This is a genomic window from Vibrio sp. 970 (assembly GCF_033339075.1).
The window spans coordinates 206834-228118 of sequence record NZ_JAWOTW010000007.1 but is presented as its reverse complement, the minus strand read 5'-3'; the positions used below and the strand labels follow the sequence as shown (position 1 = coordinate 228118).

Below are 21285 nucleotides of genomic sequence, written 5' to 3'. Positions count from 1 at the left end.
TAAGTTATGACACAAGAAGAAAGACTCGTAGCACTCAGAGCGAAGCTGGAGCAGCAAAACAAAGTAACGTTGTCTGAAGTTTGTGAGTACTTTGGTATCTCGCGAGATTCAGCTCGCCGAGACTTAGTTAAGTTGAGTCAGCAACCTGGGTTACAAAGAATACGAGGTGGTGTCATGCTTGCGCCGATCTCTTCCCATACCGAGGCATACGCGAGTCGACCCGTGAGTGACGTTAAACATCGACTGGCTCAATCTGCCGCAGCGTTGTTGGATGAGCGCGACCATCTTGTTATTGATACCAGCACCATTTTATCTCTGCTCCCACTCTATGCAGGAAAAGCGCGTTGTGGAGAAAACAAGCTCAACGTCGTTACTAACAGCATTGATGTGCTGACCGCTGCTGAGACAAACGACACAATGGACGTTTATTTCTTAGGCGGACACTTTGACCCTTATGCCAGAGCAGTTTTAGGGGCGCAAGCAGAGCAGCAAATGCAGCATTATCACGTGAACAAAGCGTTCATTGGCGTGTGTGCGTTGTCATCCCGAGGGCTGACAACAAATAGTTTGTTAGAAGCAACAATGAAACAAGCGATGATTGCTCAAGCTCAGCAGGTCATCGTCGTTTGTGAATCCCGAAAAATTGGTAGCGACAATTTCCACCACGTATGTGATTTGTCAAAGATCGACATCATTATTACAGACCATCCCCCTCAATCAGATTTTCAACAACTCCTCGATCACAATGATATTGAATGTATTGTTGTATCACCGAAATAAGGAATCTTACAATGGCTTACGATCCCGTAAAAACCGCTGTGATTGGTTACGGATATTCAGCAAAAACGTTTCATTTACCCTTCATTAAAGCGCTACCAAATTTAACGCTGAGCGCGATAAGCTCTCGTCAACAGGAGGCGGTTCAAAATGATTGGCCAGATGCTAAGTGGTTTTCTGATGCGAATACTTTACTCGATGATAGTGATGCAGAGCTTGTAATCATTACTGCGCCAAATGACGTACATTACGAACTTGCAAAGCGTGCGTTGAACAATGGGAAACACGTCATCGTCGAGAAACCGTTTGTTACTCGTATAGAAGACGGTAATGAACTTATCGCCTTGGCGGAAGAGAAAGGTCTAGTGCTGAGCGTTTTTCACAATAGACGTTGGGATGGAGATTTTCTCACGGTTAAATCTCTTATCGAACAAGGTAAGTTAGGTGATATAAAGCTGTTTGAGTCACACTTTGACCGTTACCGCCCTGAAGTTCGTCAACGATGGCGAGAGCAGGCTCAAGATGGCGGTGGTATTCTATTCGACCTTGCTCCTCATCTTCTCGATCAAGCATTGGTGTTGTTTGGCTTGCCAGATGCGATAGACGCACAATGTCGAATGATGCGTCCGGGCGCGACGACGATTGATTATTACAACTTGATACTTCATTACCCTGAGCATATTGTGCACTTGCATTCAAACTTGTATAGCCCAGAGCCGAATCTCCGCTACAAAGTATTGGGTACGGAAGCTAAATATGAAAAGTTCGGATTAGATCCTCAAGAGGGCTACTTAAAAGAAGGCCGTTTGCCGGAAAACGATGCTTGGTCGGAAGAAGATGAGGTGTTATACGGCGTCCGTTACGACGAAGACGGTGCGCAAACTATCAAAACGGAGAGAGGCGAGTACCAAGCTTACTTTGTTGGTGTGGCAGACGCCATTCGTTTGGGCACTGATAACCCGGTTCCTGCCGCTCAAGCAGTACAGAATATCGCTCTGATTGAGATGGCATTGGAAAGCAGTAAAACGGGTAAAACGATTCAGGTGAAACCATGAGTTTGACGCTTGAACTCGTGGCCCTGCAAGAGCATGAACTTCAGTTGGCGGAATTTAATCACCATATTGCGTGGTCTATCGGCCTCGCTCTAAAAGAAGAGGCTGAAGCTCGCGGCGCGGCTGTTGCTATTGAGGTTTACGGCTTTGGACAAACGCTATTTCAATACGCGATGGCAGGAACCTGCGCTGATCATGTAGATTGGGTCCGTAGGAAGCGAAACTCAGTGTTAAGGTATGGCCACAGCTCTTACTATCTTTCTCTGTACAACAAGCAAAAGCAACGTGATTTCGAAAACCAGCCTCATCTCGATGCTCGTGAGTACTGTGCTCATGGTGGCGCGTTCCCAATTCGGCTTTCTGGGTCTGGTTTGGTTGGGGTTGTGACGGTATCGGGTTTACCGCAGTTAGATGATCATCAGCTAGTTGTGGAGATATTAAAAACGATGACAGAGACAAAACCCTCTTAAACGCCAAATATGAAAGTAGCACGGTTTCTTTATCGTGCTACTGAATTCTCTTTTTAGCTCATAAAGTGTTCTTTAATGTGAGCAAATATTAACATTGATCCCAACTTACTACCTGAAAATCAAATCAATTTCATATAACCTATACGCTCATTCATATAGAAAGCCTTCAAAGTTGGCCATTGGCAATGTCTTTTAGAAGAAAAGAAAAACTCAATCTTAGAAATCTTATTGTCACCCTATGTGTGTTCAGTGTGCTTGTCACTTTGATCAACGCATTCTACTCGATTTATCGTGTTCAAAGGGATCTCATCATCAATAACACGTTAGAATCAAACCGTGTTTACGCCCAAAAAATGTCTGAAATGACAGACTCTTTCATAGAAAGCTCAATGTCGCAGCTAAAATACAGTGCGAACGTGCTAAAAGACAAGATGCATGACGCTCAGCTTCTTGATAAAGAGGCTGAGAGATTAAGAACGCAAACCAAATCATTTAACTCCGTGGTTGTCGTTAATGCAAAAGGGGTTATTATTTCTGTATCACCTGAAACACTTCAGGTGAAAGGTGTAAGGTTAGTGGGTGAAAGAAAACGCCAGTCTTTAAACGCTCAAGCACCGGTTGTTACTGAACCATTTATATCGCCCGCTGGAAATTACTTGTTAACCATCTCATACCCTATATTTTCTCAATCTAATGAATATTTAGGTTATATCGGCGGCACTATTTATCTAGAAAAAGAAAATATTCTCGCAGAGTTACTCAGCCAGCACGCATACAAAGATGGTTCTTTCCTTTACGTTGTCGATGAGAGTAACACTCTGATTTATCACCCAGATCAATCGAGAGTTGGTGAAGTAATCGACGATAATGAGGCAATCAAAGCGGTGACGATGGGGCAGAGCGGTAACAAAGAAATTGTTAACTCTCGCGGCGTCGAAATGCTTGCTGGTTATGCACCAGTAAAGTCATCAGGGTGGGGAATTGTTGCTCAGCGCCCGAAATCGATGACGTTATCTGTGCTAGATGAACAGATGTGGAATGTTTTCCTTAAGTCGATTCCAATTGGTTTATTAACTTTGCTGCTAATTTGGTTCTTGTCCCTTCTTATTTCTAGACCACTTTGGCAGTTAGCTGGTGCTGTGCGAGGTGTCGAAGAACATTCATCATCTATCGATGATCTCAAACTGGTTAAGTCTTGGTATTTTGAGGTCTCACATTTGAAGCTTAGCTTTCTTAAAGCATTTGGTATCGTGTCAAAAACCATTGATAAGCTGCAACTGGATACATTAACAGATTCGATGACTGGATTATTGAATCGACGTGGATTAGATAAAGTTCTTGGTTTGTTTAAGCAGGAAAATACCGCGTTCTCTGTTTTGGCGCTAGATATTGACCACTTTAAGAGCGTAAACGATAACTATGGCCATGACGTGGGTGACAATTTACTTAGAGAGTTTGCGCAGTTAATGAAAGACCAAGCTCGCTCTAATGATCACCTGTGTCGTTCTGGCGGTGAAGAATTTATGATGTTTTTGGAAAAAACAGACGTAAACCACGCTATGGATGTTGCAGAGCGTATTAGACACAACGTGGAACAACATGACTTCCAGGTGGTTGGTAAAGTCACGGTTTCGTTGGGCGTTTCTCACTGGAAAGGCAATGACACACCAATTGAAGCGGTAATGAAAGACGCCGATAATGCACTTTATAAAGCGAAACATAATGGAAGAAATAGAACGGAGTTGGGTGACGACGCACAATAGATATTGCGCTTTATGCTGAACATAAAACGAGCCAGTGACTAACCTTTGCTGTTAATCGCTGGCGTAACCACTACCAATTGCGCGAAACGGCAAGCTCAGCTCTAATTCTGGAATTTGTTTACCCACCCAAGCCGGAAATGTATTGCTATTTGGCCCTGGAAACAGCGTATATTCTTCAGCCCAAGGGTATTGGTTAATAACACTTTGTATTTTAGGGATAAGCTGGCGGGCCTTTTCACCTTGTATGGAGAGGATCTTTTCTGGTTTTGCACCATACCAATATCGATCTGGCGTCCCAGTTTGGTACTGATATAGAGCGGGTTGTCCGCGATTCACTCTCCAGCCGACTACTTCATACACTGTATATTCGTTCGCATTTTCAGGCTTTATTGCAAACCATGTATGAACGGCAAACCAGCCTCGCCAACCAAACGCGTCTGCGGCGTAAAACTCAATCACAGCATGCTTGACATTGGAAGGATCGGGTGCGATACCCGCAGGTTCTCTGCTTGCGGTACGCCAATCTCCTTGAGTGCATCCACCCAGCATAACCGCGATTGACATGAGCCAAATTTTTACAAGGTGAGTAAAGTTGAGAGGGTCTTTCATTTATTGCTCCTAGACCAACCGATGCTGGTAACGCTCTATTGATTTTAGCTATAAAAACGTGGCAAGTCTGATAGTTGAAATCCTCTCCTTATTAAAAGAGAGAGGGAAGTTAGTGCCATAATTCCAGTTCATACGTAATAATAAGGTAAGCCGATTTGTAACATGTGGCATAGACGATGCCGTATTTCTCGAACGATTCGTCTAGTTGCGTATGAAAAAGTAAGAGGTTGTATGTATTCCTTACACGACCACATGAATTAAAAGCATTAAAAAACAGAGGTTTACAGTGGATTTTGACTGATTGAGTGAGTTTGGGACCCTCACATTGTCTCACATTTGCTTGTTTTGGGCGGAATTTTCATCGCTCATCTTTTTGCGCGTTTAGAGTCAGCGTTCAGCTATGGCACAATAGGCGCTCACAGAACAAGTGCTGTTTGGTCATGCAAATAGCAGAAAAATAACTAGAAATAGAATAATTAATGTTTAAATCAAAAAGTATACTCGCATTAAGCATGTTCGCATTTGGCTGTTTTGCCAATCAAGATAGCGAACCAACGTCCGTTGTGCTGAACTATGGTGATTCCTCCATCAGTACTGATATTCAAGCCAATCGAAAATTTCATGTTGTCCGAGACAATGAAAGTGAGCACGTAGAATTTTCCGGCGGAATCACAAAGGAGTATTCCGATTATATTGTGAATATTCATATCATAAGGAAAAGCAATATACGCAGATCAAGCCGTGAGCTGAATACTACCGTATTGATGAACAGTGATCAGATTGGGAAGCCTTTAGTGATTGGCATTGAAAATGATGAGTTCACTAGTATCACTTTGCGTTAATGCTTAGTATTTATTGAATAGGAATGAGGAAATTGATGCTCTCAATACGCTGTTATCGCACCGAGGATGCCCCAACACTGTGGGCACTCTTTTACCATACTGTGCGAATCATTAATCGTCGCGATTATACGGAATCACAAGTTTCCGCTTGGGCACCATCAGATTTTGACCTCGATGTGTGGCAACGAAAAATGGACGATACTCAACCATACGTCGCGGAGATAGAAGGGCAGGTCGTTGGCTATTGTGATTTGCAAGGTGACGGCTTGATTGATCATTTCTTTTGCCATCATGAATACCAAGGACAAGGTGTTGGTCGTGATTTGATGTCTTTTCTTTTTTCACAGGCGAAAGTACAGGGGATAAAACGACTGTATTCTGAAGTGAGTATTACCGCCCGACCTTTTTACGAGAAAATGGGTTTCACAGTTAAGTCTCGACAACGTGTTGAGGTTAGGGGAGAAACCTTAACTAACTTTATGATGGAAAAGTATATTTAACTTAAATAGTGAGCATTTAGTGAGCTTGAACACAGATATAAAATGTTTTCCAATGTGAAAACGAGTTCATTGATCTCGCACCAACGTTTTGTTTGAAAACAGTGTACATAATCTTCTCTGGAACGCCATTACCGCATTTCGTCTCTGAAGGCTTAAAAACAGTCTGAAAGTTTTGGTTTTGCGGCGGGTAATAGCGTTCCAAACGCCAAATGTGTCTGGCTAACCATCTCAGGAAGAGAAGTAGTACTATGCGCCCTTATCTCAAATACGTTGTTCCAACATTGATACCATTGCTTGTTTGGTTAATGCCTCTCTCTGCGTTCCCATTTGATGGCATTACTATCGTCCAGCAAAGAGTGATTGCAATCTTCTTGCTTGCCGCACTTTGCTGGGTATTCGAGCCAATTCCAATCTACGCCACTTCGGTTGTGATCATTGTCCTAGAGCTATTGCTTGTATCAAATAAAGGTATTGTGCTCTTTCGTTTGCAAGAAGGGCAGCCACATTTTGGTGAGCTATTACAATACAACGAGATAATGGCGACCTTCGCTAGTCCGATTATCATGCTCTTCCTCGGCGGTTTCTTTTTGGCTATGGCGGCGACAAAGTACAGGTTAGATGTCAACTTAGCCCGAGTGTTACTCAAACCATTTGGACAAAAACCAAAGTTCGTTATGCTGGGGTTGATGCTGATCACCGCTGTTTTTTCCATGTTTATGTCAAACACCGCAACAACAGCGATGATGTTGTCCATTTTAACCCCTGTGATAGCGGTTTTCGGGCCTAAAGACCCAGGTCGAATTGCATTCGCCTTGTGTATTCCTGTTGCAGCCAACATTGGTGGCATTGGTACTCCAATCGGCACGCCACCGAATGCCATCGCCCTAAAATATTTGGTTGGTGACAACTTAATTACGTTTGGTGAATGGATGGTATTTGGTGTGCCATTCGTTATTGTGATGATGGCGTTAGCCTGGTTTCTGATTGGCTTTTTGTATAAAGCCGAACAAACCACCATCGATCTGAACATTAAAAGCAAGTTTTTGAAAACACCCAAAGCAATAATGGTTTACGTCACCTTTGCCGGCACGATTATTCTTTGGTTGATGGGTTCTGCACATGGAATGAATTCTTACACAGTAGCATTAATTCCGGTCGCAGTGTTCTCATTGACGGGCATCATCAACAAAGAAGACTTGAAGAAAATCTCTTGGGATGTGCTTTGGTTGGTGTCAGGCGGTATTGCTCTGGGTCTTGCTCTAGATAAAACCGGGCTTGCGAAGCTGGTGGTACACAGCATTCCGTTTGATCAGTTCTCGCCATATGTTGTCTTGTTTGGTGCGGCTTTCTTGTGCTTGTTAATGGCAAACTTTATGTCGCATACAGCCACAGCAAACTTGCTGATGCCGATTATGGCTGCGTTAGGTACCTCTATGGCTTCGTTAACGCCTCTCGGCGGTGAAGTTACTCTGATCTTGGTCGTGACATTTGCCGCTTCACTCGGTATGTCGTTACCAATCAGTACGCCACCAAACGCGTTAGCTCATGCAACAGGGCATGTCGAGAGCGGCCAAATGGCTCGTATCGGTGCCGTGCTAGGCGTGATTGGCGTATTACTCAGCTTTGTGATGGTGTGGATTTTACATACTGTTGGGCATATTGGATAACAGTATGTACGAAACGAAGTTAGACGCGTTAGTACAACGCTACTTTAATCACCTTGAACGCCGATTAACGGTTCTATCCGGGTCGGTGCTTATTGAGAAAGCTGGCTACAACGATCGCTTGTACTATGTGCTGTCGGGAGAACTGGCGGGCTATTACGCGGAAGATGACAAGAAACCGATTCAGGTATTTTCTGCGTCTCAAGGTGCGTTTATTGGCGTACATAGTTTCTTTTCTGGTACGTGGACTGCCTCTTCGACAGTGATTGCTCAAACCGATGTTGAATTGGCTTGGATACAGCGCGATACGCCCGCCGTGGAAGAGGCGACATACGGACCATTGACGACACAATTTATGCCTGTGATGGTTAACGAATTATCTCGTCGTCAACGGCGCGCAATGCAAGAGGCATTGGCTAAAGAAAAAGCACTACAAAAGCTTCATACCGCAGAGCAAATGACAACGTTGGGGCAGCTTGCAGCGGGTATTGCTCATGAGTTGAACAATGCGATAGGCGTTGTAAGCAGTAAATCAGAACGGCTAGAGACAGTTATCATGGAACTGCTTGAAGAAGTTCATCCGGAAGCGAGTCAATTTTTTGATTTTGGTTTAATGCAAGGGCAGAAAGTCTCTTCTAGCGAAGCGAGAAAGCGGGGGCGCCACTTCGAAAAATACTACGGTTTAACCAAGGAGGTTGCTCGTGATCTTGCACGTGCCGTTCCAAATAACTTCCTTTCAGAACATTGGCTAAAAAGACCAGAAGAAGCGATACGTTTCTGGCAAATGGGGCGAGATCTGCATGACTTACGCATCGCTTCTAAACATACCGTTGGCATTGTGCGATCCGTAAAACAATTGGGGCGCACAGATATCGACTTGGATGAAGCGATTAACATCAATGATTCAATCAATCGCGCCTTGGCTCTATTGCAAAGTGACTTAAGACGAGTGAGTGTTCGTTTTAGCCCTGCGGATTTACCTGCTTTTATTGGTTCTCAAACCGAACTCGTCCAAGTTTGGGTAAATATCTTAAAGAATGCGTGCGATGCGCTTGGTGAAACGGAGAAACCCGGTATCGAAATACATACTCGGGAGAGTAAGGGTAAAATTTTGGTCACGATTGCTAACAATGGACCAGAAATTGATGAAGCGACACGTAGAAAAATTTTCCGGCCAAACTTCACCACTAAAAAGGGAGGATTGTCGTTTGGTTTAGGGTTAGGTCTGTCGATTGTGAAGCGCATTATCGCCGGATATAACGGCTCTATTGTGGTAAAGAGCGACAGTGAAAAAACGATTTTTAGAATCAAGTTACCAGTAGAGGGTGAACATGGAGAAGCTTAATGTAATTTGCGTTGATGACCAACGAGAGGTACTAAGCGCGGTTCTACAAGATTTAGAGCCGTTAAATCAATGGTTGAATATCGAAGACTGCGAATCAGCAGGTGAGGCTCTAGAACTGATGGATGAATTTGATGCAGAAGGCGAGATGATCGCATTGATTATTTCCGATCATGTGATGCCAGGTAAAACGGGAGTAGAGCTGCTGACCGATGTATCAAAAGACGGTCGTTTTGGCTTTACGAGAAAAGTGCTTCTTACCGGGCAAGCGACGCACACCGATACGATTAATGCGATCAACTCCGCAGGCATTGACCGCTACTTTGAAAAACCATGGCAAGCAAGCCAATTAATAGAGTGCGTTAGAAACCTGGTGACCCAATATATCTTTGATGTGGGCTTAGATTACACTCAGTATCACGAACATTTAGATCAGAGTGTGGTGTTTGAACGCCTACGTTAATAGGGGGCATTAAGCTTTGTTTTCGTCACGGCCAGTTAGTGTCTGAAATCTATAGTGAATAGTTCAGCATGTTTAACGTGGCCGTGCGGAATATTGCTCTAGTATGCTTAACTCAACGAATAGCGGCTTGCACTGGCAACAGAAAGTGGCTTAGAGAACCAATAACCTTGCAGATAATCGACGCCCATTTCGGTAAAAAATTCACACATTTTGGCGTCTTCAATTCCCTCAATCACTACTTCAATATTATTTTCCTGGCACATAGTGATAAGAAACTTCAGATATTCTTGTGAAGAGCGGTTGGTTAGTGTTTTCCACGCCATCGACCTATCAATTTTGATTTGTGTCATCGGGAGGTCGAAGAAGCTATTTAATGAACTGTAACCAGATCCAAAGTCATCCAGAGAGAGTGCAAATCCTAGTTCCCTGAGGGTATTCAGAGGGGCAATGGCTGTCTGATTATTATCCAAAATAAACGTTTCTGTTAGTTCCAACACAATAGACTCAGGATCGACACCAACCTCATCCGCCATGGCTTTAATTCGCGCAGGGAATTCACTATTCATTAACTGAAGTACAGAAACATTCACGTTTACACGAACTTGGTTTTGGTAACGCTCACGGTAGTTTTTGATAAATTCACACGCTTTGGCAAAGACTTGATATCCGAGTTCGACAATCAAACCTTTGTTCTCTGCGACGGGGATGAATTCGTCTGGATAAATTTCGCCAAACTCTTTGCTACGCCAGCGAACCAGAGATTCGAAGCTCACTACTTTTGAGCTTTTGGCGTCAATAATTGGCTGAAACTTAACGCTTAATGTCTGTTTTTCAAGTGCACTTTTTAGACCTTGCTCAATAAAGAAATAACGGTCTACGGCATGCTGAGTTTTCTCACTGTAAACCGCAACACGGTCTTTATTCTGCTCGCTTGCGTACTGACAAGTTCGTGCTGCTTTACGTAATATTTCCTCTGCTGAGTGACTTGGATCTATGCAAGGATACAAACCAATACTAATGTTACTTCCTAAGTATTGGCCCTCTTCAATCACTGCCTCGTGGTAGGTTTCCTTTAAACTTTCGGCATAACTTTGCAGCGTTTCTACCGAGCATTCATCGTGAATCAAAATCGCAAAGTCATCATCATGTACGCGATATACAGAACTATTTGGAGAAGGTAGGTGACTGAGAGTTTGTAGCAATTTTTCCACTAACCCATCGACCAACTCGCTGCCATATTGATTTAAGTAAGATTTAATCTCTTCTATCTGAATGTAACAGATAGATGCACAAGAATCAGTGGCTCGCACACTATCTTCAATATCCAGCAAGAGATGGGCGCGATTAGCCATACCTGACGCATTGTCATGAAATGCGACTTGATGAATGTAGCTTTCCATCAGCTTGCGTTCAGAAATATCACGGTGGCTACCAACCATATAATGACCATGTTCTGTTTCTTTGGTCATGGCTACACCTTCAATCCAGACGTACTGTCCATTGGGTTTACGCACGCGGTAGGTCGTTGTGACCCTCGTGTTGTTGGTAATGATGTGAGCATCGACCCGAGTGGAGAGTCTTTCTCGATCGAGAGGGTGAACAAGGTCTAACCATTGCTCTAAGCTGATTCGACCAGCGTTGATACCAAGCTGCTCATAAAAGCCCTTGTTATAAAATACCATGGTGCCAAACTCATCCATGTAAAAGAGGCCTTCGTTAAATACATCGAAGATATGAATGAATCGTTCTTCGACGATTTTTAGGAACTCTCGGTCACTATCTGAGACTTGTTGGTCAAATATGGTGGTCAAGATATTTCCTCCTCGAGCCTTTTAGCATCAGAGATGAGTGTTGGGGTTGATAACATAGAGTTGATCTGCTGGCGTACATTACAATCACAAAAGTGTCAGTTCAAATTGTTTGGCTATCATTTTATGCGCTACTAGGTTAATAACATACTAAGATTAGGCGGCTAATCATCGACATTTATAAAAAATAGTCAACAGTAAAAATCATTTATAAAATACAGTTATTGATGCCGTCCGCAATCTATAAATATTTATGAATAATTATCCTAAAGTTATTTTCAGTTGTGTCGGTATCAATGTGCTGTTTTCTAACGTCATTTGTATATATGTTATCTTGGATAAAACCATAATAACAAAAAGGACTTAATGAGCGCGACCGATTATTAATTGACAGGATGCTCATTAATTGTAATCAATTCAAATTTATTATCACGCCAAGTAATCAAATCTCTTATAATGCGGACGTTAATATCGAGTAAGCCTTCTTTATATGCAGTACGATCCGAAAAATTCAATCAAAATTGCGCTCGCTGATATCGGCGTTGGTATGTTTGTTACCGCGATAGAGCACAACAAGCGCGTCAATTTAGCCAATGCAGGGCGGATATCTAGCCCTGAAGGCATTAAGAAGCTTGCTACAAGTGGCGTAAAGTATGTTTGGGTAGATCAAACATTATCTTCGCAGCAGTGTGTCTTCAAGCCTGTAGATGAATCAACTGATGCCACTAAAGAGACGAGAGAGCAGAAACACTCAGATTTTAAGAGGGGTCAACGAACTTATCGTTCGAGAGACATCCAACACAAGCGAGCCAAAAAGCTGATCGCCGAAGCAAAAGATTTGGCGCAGAAACTATTGAATCAAACTTTTGAAGGAAAAATCATTGAAGTTGATGAAGTAGAAGCTTGGGCTGACGATGTCATTGAAAGTGTTTTGATTGACTCAGATGCGTTGCAGTGTGTCTCTGCACTCCGAAAAAAAGACTCTTACTTATTGGAACACTCCGTCAATGTCGCTTGTCTTTTAGTGTCATTCGGTAAGTACTTGGGCTTGGATAAGCCAACGCTAAAACAGCTTGCTGTAGGTGGCATTATTCATGATGTAGGTAAAATTAAAGTCGATGATAAGATCTTGCACAAGCCAGCGAAGCTAACGCCTGAAGAATTTGAACATATGAAGCTACATCAAGTGTTCGCAGGTGAGATTATCCTTCACGTAAAAGGACTTAGTGACGTAAGCCGTGATGTTTGTTTGATGCACCACGAGAAGTTAGATGGCAATGGTTATCCTAGAGGCTTGAAGGGGGAGGAGATTCCAATTCACGGCCGTATGAGCTGTATTGTAGATATCTACGATGCGCTAACGGCTGATCGCTGTTACAAAAAAGGCATGAGTTCTGCCGAAGCGTTTAAAATCTTGTTGAGTCTAACGCCATTTCATTTAGACGCCGACTTAGTTTACAAATTCATTAATTGCATTGGGATGTACCCCGTAGGCTCTATTGTCGAGTTGAACGATGGGCGTGTTGGTATTGTTTGGTCTTCAAATGAATCTCAAGCATTAAAGCCAGAAGTGAAATGTTTCTACTCCCGCAAGTATAAACGATACATTGATGTCACGATGGTGGATTTAAAAACGAGTGCGTACAAAATTGAAAGAGCGATAGCGCCTTCATCGTTAGAGATCGATCCTAAGCCTTTTTATGATTAAGAGAAATAGATAAGCTTATACAACAGGCTTTACATCCTTGCATGTAGATCGTATTTTATTTGCATAACTATCTATTAATTTTTTCTAAGTTGTTTAGATGCAAGATGGTTATTAAGACCTCGGCTTCATGGATAGAAACCGGGCGATAAAATAGTTCTATACACAATGGGCTATAAACCTCATTTTGCTGGAAGGGATGCCAATGCAAATAGATACATGGATTTTTTACACTCTTGCTATTCTCGTGCTCACAGCTTCACCAGGACCAAGCTCACTGTTGTGTTTAAGTAAAGGAGTGAGTAGTGGGTTTCGTATTGCTTTCATGACTGCGCTTGGCAGTTTGTCTGCGATTACGATCATCCTTACGCTCTCATTTACCGGGCTGGGAGTTGTCATTGCTTCATCTGAGTTAGTTTTTAATATTATCAAATGGTGTGGCGCCGCTTATTTAATCTGGTTAGGTATTCAAGCGTTGCGCTCATCTCAGACAGATTTTAATAAAACGGCAACGACTCAAAGTTCCGCGACAGCGTTTAGCGCGTTCACTAGTGGTTTCATTGTTGGCGCTAGTAATCCCAAAGCGATAGTCTTTTTCACCGCTTTGTTTCCTCAATTCATAGAACCTTCCGCACCGCTACTGGCTCAATACGCGATTTTCGCGTCTACATTTGTGGTTTTTGAGCTTAGCTGGCTAACATTTTATGCATTGTTAGGGGTAAAAGCCTCCGATTGGTTGTTTGTCGCTGGAAGAGCGAAGTTGTTTAATCGTTTGACTGGGGGAGTATTTATTGGTGCAGGCGTGATGTTGTCGACGGCAAACCGATAAATAAGACAGACTTCGGTACGCAGTTAGGTTTTCCCATATAGTAAGTTGGAATGCGCTAATTTAGCTTTGTCTTATTTCCAGAATGGAAATAGACGTTTTGTTTATTTTCATTAGTGGCAACAGCCAAGCAGGAGTAAAATCACGTTACTCTTTAGGGGTAGAGCTCGTATTTTGTCTTGTGGGCTTGTGGTTACTTTGTAGGAATATCTTAGATGACAAGCCTTTCTAAACTACAACAACGTTTTCTAGATATCGCGACCGACGTCCGTCTTTCTCCAAAACAGAAGTCGAGTTTTTTAGCTTTAGAGGCTGAAGCGTGCATTCCTTACATGACCGTATCTCCATCACTGAGACAAGCAATGGATGAAGGCATCATCTGCGATATGTTTGAAGGTCATGCACCGTTTAAACCTCGCTATGTGTTGCCTGATTACGCTAAATTTCTATCGCAAGGCTCAGACTATTTAGAGTTGTCTCCGGCTGATGATTTCGATGATGCGTTGAACATGCTGACCATCATTTACCATCATGTTCCTTCGGTAACGAACATTCCGGTTTACTTAGGCCAGTTAGATGATGTCTTGTTGCCTTACATAGGCGACCTAACAGAGAGCCAGATTTACAAAAAGTTAAAACATTTTTGGATCATGCTGGATCGCACATTGCCAGATGCGTTTATGCATGTGAATGTCGGACCGACAGACAACATTATTTGTCGCACTGTTTTAAAAGTAGATGCGGAGCTCAAGCAGATCGCACCGAATCTCACCTTTATGTACGACGAGACAGTTACACCTGATGATTTACTTCGTCAAGCGACACAGAACATTTGTGAATGCAGTAAACCGCATATCGCCAATTACCCAATGCACACGAAAGCCTACAACGGCTCACGCTTTGGTATTGTAAGTTGCTACAACTCGCTTCCATTAGCAGGTGGCTCGAACACATTGGTGCGAATGAATTTAAAAGAAGTTGCAAAACGAGCATCAGACTGTAACGACTTCTTAAACAGTGCGTTGCCTTCTTACCATCGATTAATGGTCGAGCTCATAAACGCAAGAAGCACGCACTTGCATGAAAAATCGAACTTCTTTCAAGGCTTTTTGACGCAAGAAGGGTTGATAAAAGAGTCCTATTTCGCGCCAATGTATGGCGTTTACGGCATGGCCGAAGCGGTAAACCTTCTATTTGAAAAAGAAGGGCAAATAGGGCGATACGGAAAAAATGATCGAGCAAATACTTTTGCTCATGATGTTTCAGCAACACTGGCTAAACTGGTGGACTCAACCCCGGTGAAATATGGTTTAGATGGCAAAGCGCTCTTACATGCACAAGGCGGCATTAGCTTAGATCATGATGTTACGCCAGGTGTACGTCTGCCTTATGGTGCAGAGCCAGACCCTGTCACTTATGTACAAGCAACGGCGAAGCATCATCAGTATTATCGTGCGGGTATCAGCGATATTTTGACGATTGATGAAACGGTGAAATCTAACCCAGAAGCGATGTTCAATTTATGTAAAGGGGCACTAAATGCTGGTTATCGTGAGTTTACCGCGAATGTCACTTCAAATGACTTAATTCGCGTGACAGGCTACATGATCAAACTTTCAGATGTCGCGAAATATGATAAAGAAGGTTCGAGAACCAACACGACGTTTCTAGGTGCAGAAGCAGCAAAAAATACCAAAATTTTAGAACGCTCGCCACGTGTGGTGAGTCATGAAGTAACACCGACTTACACGCAGGCATAAGTTCGGTTTAGGAAAGAACAAGATGTCTAGACGAAGTGGAAGCCTTTTGGCAAAAGTCACTCGTATCCTTCCTTTCTCTTGTGTTGATGGGCCAGGAAATCGTCTAGTCATCTTTCTACAGGGTTGTAACTATCAGTGTTTGAACTGCCACAATCCTCACACGATAAACCATTGTAATCATTGTGGTGAGTGTGTGAGTGAATGTTCAGCAGGCGCATTGAAGTTCGACGAAAACAACAACGTTGTTTGGCTTAAAGAGGAGTGCACCCACTGCGATCATTGTATAGAGATATGTCAGAACCAATCTAATCCAAAAATTACTGACTACTCTGTAGTAACAATGCTCGATTTGATACGCAAACATCGCTTTTTCATCAGTGGTGTTACTGTATCCGGTGGGGAATCTACCTTACAACTTCCTTTCATTATTGAGCTGTTTAAAGGGATAAAACAAGATCCTGAATTACGGCACCTCTCTTGTTTCATCGACAGTAACGGTTCTTTAGCGGTTGCTGGCTGGCAGCGTATTCTACCTTTTCTGGATGGCGCAATGATCGATTTGAAAGCGTGGCAGACGGAGACGCATCAGTGGCTAACTGGGCGTGATAATCATCGTGTATTTAAAACCCTTCAGTACCTTGTTGAGCACGAAAAATTGTACGAGGTCCGCTTACTGCATATTCCCCAAAAAAGTGATTTAGATATAGAAATCGTAGCAATTGGACGTTACTTGAGTACTCTTCCTGAATCGGTGATTATACGTTTAAATGCCTTTCAGCATCACGGAGTAGTGGGGGAGGCGTTAACTTGGGATATGTGCTCTCATCATGATATCGAACGCTTAAAATCAGAGCTTCGATGCTACGTGAGTAACCCTATCACAGTGCCGACAGTACTCACGTAGTACCGTTGTTTATCTATGCTTACGCATCACAGGCATCTAACATGGCGCAGGCGTCGAGTAATTGTTGCTGCAACCATTTTAAAGCGGGATCGTTTAAGCTCGCTTTGTTCCAAACGAGGCTGTAGGCTACCTGTCCGTAATCGAATGGAAGAGCTTGTTCAACCAAACCTTTTGCTTGCATTGCCGCTCTTGCCCAAAGCTTGGAGCATGTGAACAAGTAATCCGAGTGCTGACACATCACCGCAGCTGAACCAAAGTCGGCTACACGCATGGCCAAGTTTCGCTTTGAATGCCTTTGGGTGAGATTTTGCTCAAAATAAGGTTGTGACAGATCTTTATCATGAATACCGATGTGTCTTGCACAAAGGTAACTTTCAACAGATAAGGGTTGCTCAGCGAGTGGGTTCGATGCTCTCATTAAGCAAACCATTTCGTCTTTCAAAATGGTTTTCCAGACCAAGTCTTTATTTTGTGTGGGTGGTTGGCTGAGATCGTGAGGAAGCAACAAAAAATCCACTTGACCTCTTGCTAATGCATCGAAGCTCATTTCCTCTTTCGCATGGACATTCAAGTGCGCGTGGTTGCTCAGTTGTTGGGACAAGTGCTGTAGAACTGGCGCAAAGAGCTCAAATGAACTTTCACGCATTGCTAATGAAAAACTACCTTGATAGTAAGCCGGATTGAAAGAGCCTTGATGTAATAATCCATTCATACTGGAGAGTATGCCATGGATTGATGGGCCTATATGCAGCGCAAATGCTGTCGGCACTAAGCGAGTGCCATCACGGTAAAAAAGGTCATCCTTTAGCGTTTCGCGCAACTGTCCGAGCGTTTTACTGACGCTCGATGGTGTTACACACAAGCGTTCTGCCGCAAGTGTGACGCTGTGAGTGGTTAACAACATATGTAAAACAGTTAGATGTTTAAGGCTTATACGCGAAAGAGCAATGTAGTCCATAAATAGCATGGTTTCTTATGATTTTTGGCAGTATATCAGCATGAAACAAATTTTTACTATTGTTTATCTCGGAAACACGCCTGTTTCTCTTTGAGCTCAATGCATTTAATGGGTTGCATAAGGGTTGATGGTGCTTATAAGTCTAGAAATTTATCTTAGTTTTGTTGGACTTTAATGCTTTCATTTATTCAATTCTAAAGCTTCTATGTAATTTTAATCAATTTGGAGGAGTTGATTGATTTGTACACGAATTAAACTTGTTCCTTGTTAATTAAAATAGATATTGTTTTGTTGATTGTTTGGTGATTTACTCATGATCCCTCAGTAACAAAGGTATAAATAATTAATGGACGACCCCTTTAGTCGGCAAAACCCTTCACCATATGTCTTCTTATTATTGGAGACATGCTCATGCTAGAACTTTTTATGCAACCAGAAGCTTGGGCTATTTTCGCCACTTTGTTTGCGCTTGAAGTTGTCTTAGGCGTTGATAACGTCGTTTTTATCTCTGTCTTATGTGAAAGACTGCCGCTGCACCAACGTAAGCTGGCAAGAAACCTTGGTATTGGTCTTGCTGTTATTGCTCGTATTGGTTTAGTGTTTTCAATCTCTTGGATCATGCAACTGACTCAACCGCTATTTTCTTTGGCGAACCAAGCGTTTACCGGAAGAGACGTCATCATGATTGCGGGTGGTGCATTCCTCTTGGCTAAAAGCCTGAAAGAGTTGTGGAGTTGGTTAAATCACAACGAGTCTGCTCACTCAACTCACGCCCGTACTGGTTTAGCGGTAGTTCTGTTGCAGATTGTTGCCGTGGATGCTGTATTCTCGATGGACTCGGTGATAACCGCCGTTGGTTTAACAAGTGATGTCCCACTTATGGTCGCAGCGATTGTTTCTTCTGCTATCGTGATGGTCATGACAGCAGAAAAAATCAATAACCTGGTGTCGTGTTACCCTGGTTTTAAGACACTTGCTTTGTTATTCCTCGTTTTGTTAGGTGGTTTATTGATGGCAGAAGGCTTCGAAATTCATATCAACAAAGGTTATGTGTACTTTGCGATGGCATTCGGCTTAATTCTGGAACTTTGCCATATCCAGTTAAAAAACAAACAACGCCCGACTATTAAACGTCTTAGTCCGTTGCGAGTTCATCCAACCAGATTAGAAGCTCGTCAATAATAAAAGATATTGCCGCTCATATGAGCGGCATTTTTATATTCGTCATCACCTATTTTTACTCTCTTTTATTTTGTTGTCGTTTCGACAAAAAATCGCATTTGTTGTGGGGTTGAAGATTTTTTATATAGACCGCCCAACTAATATGAGTGAACGACAATAATGGATAAAATGATCGATGCGTTAGCAACCCATGGCTACTACATCTGGGATGATTTTCTTTCTGAACAAGAAGTGGCTCAATTACGAGACTGCATTCCAAGTAACTGGAAAAAAGCGCGTATTGGTCGTAATGACGATGTGACACGTATTGAGTCAATTCGAAGTGACAAAATTCAATGGTTATCGCCCAATATGGGGCACGCGGTTACTTCTTACTTAGATAAGATGGAAGAAATACGCCAAGAAGTGAACCGTCACTTGTTTCTGGGGCTTTTTGAGTATGAAGCTCACTTTGCCAAGTACGAGGAAGGGGATTTCTACCAAAAGCATCTAGATTGTTTTAAGGGCAATGAAAACCGTCGATTGACAACCGTTTTTTACATGAACGAATCTTGGACGGAAAAGGATGCAGGTGAATTGGTGGTTTACGATCTAAATGATAATAAGATAGCAACCATCCCTCCTCAATCAGGACGCTTACTTTTATTCTTATCTGAGCAATTCCCGCATGAGGTTTTACCGACCAACGCAGAGCGGTTCAGCATTACAGGTTGGTTCAGAATCAATGGTGTGCGAGACAATGTACTTGATATTGCAAAATGATTGGTTTGCAACCTGTACAAAATCAGCAAAGGGCGTAGATACGCCCTTTATCGATTAAACATTAGTTGATAGCTCGTAACACTCGGTCATGTTTCGCTCTAGCACTGCATAGACGTCAGAACAAAGTTCTTGATTAGCGACTTGCTCGCCCATAATCGCGGCGATTTGCGCTTGAGCCATTCGTCCTCGGTAGGGACGGTCCTGAGACAGAGCTTGGAAGACATCCGCGACAGCAATGATACGCGATGGAACATCGAGCTCGGCGCCTGTTTTGTGATAGGGATAGCCCGACCCGTCTAAACGTTCATGATGATTGGAAGCCCACTCCGCTATTTTCGCGTTAGGGAAGACCTTATGCAATGCGAGCTGAGTATCAATTGTATGGCGTTTGATACGCGTATACTCTTGTTTATTAAGAGATCCTTCTTTATGAAGAATCTCATCTGGTGTTTTTAACTTTCCGATATCATGCACCAACCCAGCAATAAATAACATCTCTTGGTCGTTCTCACAGAACCCAAGCTTGATGGCTAGATACCGAGATAACTCCGCCACTTTTTGCGAATGTTGATAAGTAAATGGGCTTTTTGCGTCAACAATTCGAGCGATAAACATGCCCAAACTATTCATATCTTGGATGGTGAGCTGTTTTTGAAGCCAATCAATGCTTTTAAAGTTTAATCCGATGGTTTCTATATTTTCAGACTCCATCGCGAACCAAAATGCGTCGGTCATAACGAGCTTAACCATTGCCTTAGCCATGTCTGGATTAAACAAAGTTCCAGCGTTTGCCATGATGCATTCTGCAATTAGTTCTTCATGAAGTGTGACAATGTCACAGTGGCAGTTCATGACGTATTTGGAACGCATAAAATCGAGACGGTCGGCTAAATAAAGTAGGGCAGCGACCTCTTTTTCAAAAGGCGGTAAATCAAGATATTTTAGTTCACTCCAATGTGTATGGTGGTAAAGAACAGGTGTAGCAAACTGACGCAACAAACGACACTGCTTGAGGCTTCGGTATCCTCTTAAGCAATGTGTTTTTACATCTTGTGGCACCAACTCCTCAAGTAACATTTTATGTTCTTGTGTTTCGGAGACTCCACAATCGTGGATCATCCCTGCGAAGTAGCAAAACTCCGCTTTTTCTGGTTCCCAGTTCATGACCCGAGCACATTGGTAAGCGATGTAAGCGACACGATGGCTATGGTGCGTATCATCAACACCTACATAGTCGAGTGCTCGAGCAACCCAGATAAGTGCTTGTTTCAGATCGACTTCAAAGCCCATGTCCGTATGGGAATGGCAAGAATGATTCATGGTTTATACCGACATTGCTAATTAGCCCACGCTAAACCCAAATCAGAAGGTGATAGGAAAAATTGGGTACGACAGCGAATAGACCCCAAAAAGGTGGGCGTTTAGACATAGTTTTGATTATGGGCGGGATAATAATCCTAGTTGCATAATAATATCACCTGAAGCTCATGGTTAAGAGTCAGATATTTGAACTAAGTATAAGTTTTGAAAGATTATTGTTGCTCTTGTTGACTTATTTGAAAACGACAATAAATCATGATGTAACGCATTCTTATTTTTATTTTTGTAAATCGTGCTCGGGCTCAACCAGAGACACACGGTATTGATGTGTGATTAACAGAATTCATATTGTTGCTTTTGGCAAAAAATAAGAAGACTTCTTCGAGGCTCGCTCTGTAACTAACAGAGTAATAGGGAAAGAAGCTTGTTAACTACATGACAATAGAGCGTCGTTGAAAACATTTTCTCTGTAGCTCATGTCGTTGAGGAAAGATAATGAAATGGTACGGTTTCCCAGCGATGCTAGCCCTTTTAGTGAGATAAGTTTATTGAAAATGTGTGATTGCAAAGTAAGCATA

General features: G+C 42.7%; 19 protein-coding genes. 15 read left to right on the top strand and 4 right to left on the bottom strand.

Annotated elements, in window-relative coordinates:
- Nucleotides 1-6 precede the first annotated feature (6 nt).
- The 4 genes from R7Q11_RS13140 to R7Q11_RS13125 all read left to right on the top strand — a co-directional run bounded on the left by R7Q11_RS13140 (nt 7) and on the right by R7Q11_RS13125 (nt 4062).
- On the top strand, nt 7-780 hold the full coding sequence (locus R7Q11_RS13140) for a DeoR/GlpR family DNA-binding transcription regulator (protein WP_053306490.1): 774 nt from the start codon (nt 7-9) through the stop codon (nt 778-780).
- 11 nt (nt 781-791) lie between these two features.
- On the top strand, nt 792-1832 hold the full coding sequence (locus R7Q11_RS13135) for an oxidoreductase (RefSeq protein ID WP_042522861.1): 1041 nt from the start codon (nt 792-794) through the stop codon (nt 1830-1832).
- Nucleotides 1829-2299: a heme-degrading domain-containing protein gene (locus R7Q11_RS13130; protein ID WP_005377751.1), complete on the top strand. Its 471-nt coding sequence runs from the start codon at nt 1829-1831 to the stop codon at nt 2297-2299. Before R7Q11_RS13135 ends, R7Q11_RS13130 begins: the two co-directional genes overlap by 4 nt.
- Before the next feature lie 185 nt (nt 2300-2484).
- Nucleotides 2485-4062: a sensor domain-containing diguanylate cyclase gene (locus R7Q11_RS13125; protein ID WP_005389121.1), complete on the top strand. Its 1578-nt coding sequence runs from the start codon at nt 2485-2487 to the stop codon at nt 4060-4062.
- Between the two features lie 51 nt (nt 4063-4113).
- Here the strand turns inward: R7Q11_RS13125 and R7Q11_RS13120 are convergent, their stop codons facing one another.
- Nucleotides 4114-4671 (bottom strand): DUF3750 domain-containing protein, encoded by a 558-nt coding sequence (locus R7Q11_RS13120; protein WP_132936634.1) that lies wholly within the window; start codon nt 4669-4671, stop codon nt 4114-4116.
- Nucleotides 4672-5150: 479 nt separating this feature from the next.
- Here R7Q11_RS13120 and R7Q11_RS13115 point away from each other — a divergent pair, with 479 nt between their 5' ends.
- The 5 genes from R7Q11_RS13115 to R7Q11_RS13095 all read left to right on the top strand — a co-directional run bounded on the left by R7Q11_RS13115 (nt 5151) and on the right by R7Q11_RS13095 (nt 9482).
- On the top strand, nt 5151-5513 hold the full coding sequence (locus tag R7Q11_RS13115; RefSeq protein WP_017634013.1) for a hypothetical protein: 363 nt from the start codon (nt 5151-5153) through the stop codon (nt 5511-5513).
- 35 nt (nt 5514-5548) lie between these two features.
- Complete coding sequence (locus tag R7Q11_RS13110) at nt 5549-6013, top strand: GNAT family N-acetyltransferase (protein WP_182017048.1); 465 nt, start codon at nt 5549-5551, stop codon at nt 6011-6013.
- A gap of 248 nt (nt 6014-6261) precedes the next feature.
- Complete coding sequence (locus R7Q11_RS13105) at nt 6262-7680, top strand: SLC13 family permease (protein WP_017634015.1); 1419 nt, start codon at nt 6262-6264, stop codon at nt 7678-7680.
- A gap of 4 nt (nt 7681-7684) precedes the next feature.
- A complete protein-coding gene (locus tag R7Q11_RS13100; RefSeq protein ID WP_225466502.1) occupies nt 7685-9022 on the top strand; it encodes an ATP-binding protein in 1338 nt (445 codons plus the stop codon).
- Entirely contained in the window at nt 9009-9482 is a 474-nt protein-coding gene (locus tag R7Q11_RS13095; protein ID WP_053303110.1) for a response regulator, read from the top strand. The genes R7Q11_RS13100 and R7Q11_RS13095 overlap by 14 nt, the downstream gene beginning before the upstream one ends.
- Nucleotides 9483-9589: 107 nt before the next feature.
- On the opposite strand, the gene R7Q11_RS13090 is transcribed toward R7Q11_RS13095, so the two are convergent.
- Nucleotides 9590-11293, bottom strand: a complete 1704-nt coding sequence (locus tag R7Q11_RS13090) for a putative bifunctional diguanylate cyclase/phosphodiesterase (RefSeq protein ID WP_005377743.1) — start codon at nt 11291-11293, stop codon at nt 9590-9592.
- A 487-nt stretch (nt 11294-11780) separates the two neighbouring features.
- Here R7Q11_RS13090 and R7Q11_RS13085 point away from each other — a divergent pair, with 487 nt between their 5' ends.
- The 4 genes from R7Q11_RS13085 (at nt 11781) to R7Q11_RS13070 (ending at nt 16485) form a co-directional block, all read left to right on the top strand.
- Nucleotides 11781-12998 carry an HD-GYP domain-containing protein gene (locus R7Q11_RS13085; protein WP_025766705.1) on the top strand — a complete coding sequence of 406 codons (1218 nt, stop codon included), beginning with the start codon at nt 11781-11783 and terminating at the stop codon, nt 12996-12998.
- Between the two features lie 202 nt (nt 12999-13200).
- Complete coding sequence (locus tag R7Q11_RS13080; RefSeq protein WP_005377741.1) at nt 13201-13824, top strand: LysE family translocator; 624 nt, start codon at nt 13201-13203, stop codon at nt 13822-13824.
- Nucleotides 13825-14036: 212 nt separating this feature from the next.
- Nucleotides 14037-15581 (top strand): YjjI family glycine radical enzyme, encoded by a 1545-nt coding sequence (locus R7Q11_RS13075; protein ID WP_053350580.1) that lies wholly within the window; start codon nt 14037-14039, stop codon nt 15579-15581.
- Between the two features lie 22 nt (nt 15582-15603).
- Nucleotides 15604-16485: a YjjW family glycine radical enzyme activase gene (locus R7Q11_RS13070; RefSeq protein WP_031778972.1), complete on the top strand. Its 882-nt coding sequence runs from the start codon at nt 15604-15606 to the stop codon at nt 16483-16485.
- Between the two features lie 19 nt (nt 16486-16504).
- Here the strand turns inward: R7Q11_RS13070 and R7Q11_RS13065 are convergent, their stop codons facing one another.
- Nucleotides 16505-17443: a LysR family transcriptional regulator gene (locus tag R7Q11_RS13065; protein ID WP_005377737.1), complete on the bottom strand. Its 939-nt coding sequence runs from the start codon at nt 17441-17443 to the stop codon at nt 16505-16507.
- Nucleotides 17444-17854: 411 nt separating this feature from the next.
- Here R7Q11_RS13065 and R7Q11_RS13060 point away from each other — a divergent pair, with 411 nt between their 5' ends.
- Together R7Q11_RS13060 and R7Q11_RS13055 are read left to right on the top strand one after the other, a co-directional pair.
- On the top strand, nt 17855-18625 hold the full coding sequence (locus tag R7Q11_RS13060) for a TerC family protein (RefSeq protein ID WP_005377734.1): 771 nt from the start codon (nt 17855-17857) through the stop codon (nt 18623-18625).
- A 159-nt stretch (nt 18626-18784) separates the two neighbouring features.
- The gene (locus R7Q11_RS13055) at nt 18785-19387 is read left to right on the top strand and encodes a 2OG-Fe(II) oxygenase (protein ID WP_225466501.1); all 603 of its coding nucleotides are present in this window, start codon (nt 18785-18787) and stop codon (nt 19385-19387) included.
- Nucleotides 19388-19441: 54 nt separating this feature from the next.
- Here R7Q11_RS13055 and R7Q11_RS13050 read toward each other — a convergent pair whose 3' ends face one another.
- Entirely contained in the window at nt 19442-20707 is a 1266-nt protein-coding gene (locus R7Q11_RS13050; protein ID WP_031778971.1) for an HD domain-containing phosphohydrolase, read from the bottom strand.
- Nucleotides 20708-21285 lie beyond the last annotated feature (578 nt).

Coding starts and splice junctions, on each gene's coding strand:
- R7Q11_RS13140 (WP_053306490.1), top strand. CDS start 7: ATGACACAAGAAGAAAGACTCGTAGCACTCAGAGCGAAGCTGGAGCAG.
- R7Q11_RS13135 (WP_042522861.1), top strand. CDS start 792: ATGGCTTACGATCCCGTAAAAACCGCTGTGATTGGTTACGGATATTCA.
- R7Q11_RS13130 (WP_005377751.1), top strand. CDS start 1,829: ATGAGTTTGACGCTTGAACTCGTGGCCCTGCAAGAGCATGAACTTCAG.
- R7Q11_RS13125 (WP_005389121.1), top strand. CDS start 2,485: ATGTCTTTTAGAAGAAAAGAAAAACTCAATCTTAGAAATCTTATTGTC.
- R7Q11_RS13120 (WP_132936634.1), bottom strand. CDS start 4,671: ATGAAAGACCCTCTCAACTTTACTCACCTTGTAAAAATTTGGCTCATG.
- R7Q11_RS13115 (WP_017634013.1), top strand. CDS start 5,151: ATGTTTAAATCAAAAAGTATACTCGCATTAAGCATGTTCGCATTTGGC.
- R7Q11_RS13110 (WP_182017048.1), top strand. CDS start 5,549: ATGCTCTCAATACGCTGTTATCGCACCGAGGATGCCCCAACACTGTGG.
- R7Q11_RS13105 (WP_017634015.1), top strand. CDS start 6,262: ATGCGCCCTTATCTCAAATACGTTGTTCCAACATTGATACCATTGCTT.
- R7Q11_RS13100 (WP_225466502.1), top strand. CDS start 7,685: ATGTACGAAACGAAGTTAGACGCGTTAGTACAACGCTACTTTAATCAC.
- R7Q11_RS13095 (WP_053303110.1), top strand. CDS start 9,009: ATGGAGAAGCTTAATGTAATTTGCGTTGATGACCAACGAGAGGTACTA.
- R7Q11_RS13085 (WP_025766705.1), top strand. CDS start 11,781: ATGCAGTACGATCCGAAAAATTCAATCAAAATTGCGCTCGCTGATATC.
- R7Q11_RS13080 (WP_005377741.1), top strand. CDS start 13,201: ATGCAAATAGATACATGGATTTTTTACACTCTTGCTATTCTCGTGCTC.
- R7Q11_RS13075 (WP_053350580.1), top strand. CDS start 14,037: ATGACAAGCCTTTCTAAACTACAACAACGTTTTCTAGATATCGCGACC.
- R7Q11_RS13070 (WP_031778972.1), top strand. CDS start 15,604: ATGTCTAGACGAAGTGGAAGCCTTTTGGCAAAAGTCACTCGTATCCTT.
- R7Q11_RS13065 (WP_005377737.1), bottom strand. CDS start 17,443: ATGGACTACATTGCTCTTTCGCGTATAAGCCTTAAACATCTAACTGTT.
- R7Q11_RS13060 (WP_005377734.1), top strand. CDS start 17,855: ATGCTAGAACTTTTTATGCAACCAGAAGCTTGGGCTATTTTCGCCACT.
- R7Q11_RS13055 (WP_225466501.1), top strand. CDS start 18,785: ATGGATAAAATGATCGATGCGTTAGCAACCCATGGCTACTACATCTGG.
- R7Q11_RS13050 (WP_031778971.1), bottom strand. CDS start 20,707: ATGAATCATTCTTGCCATTCCCATACGGACATGGGCTTTGAAGTCGAT.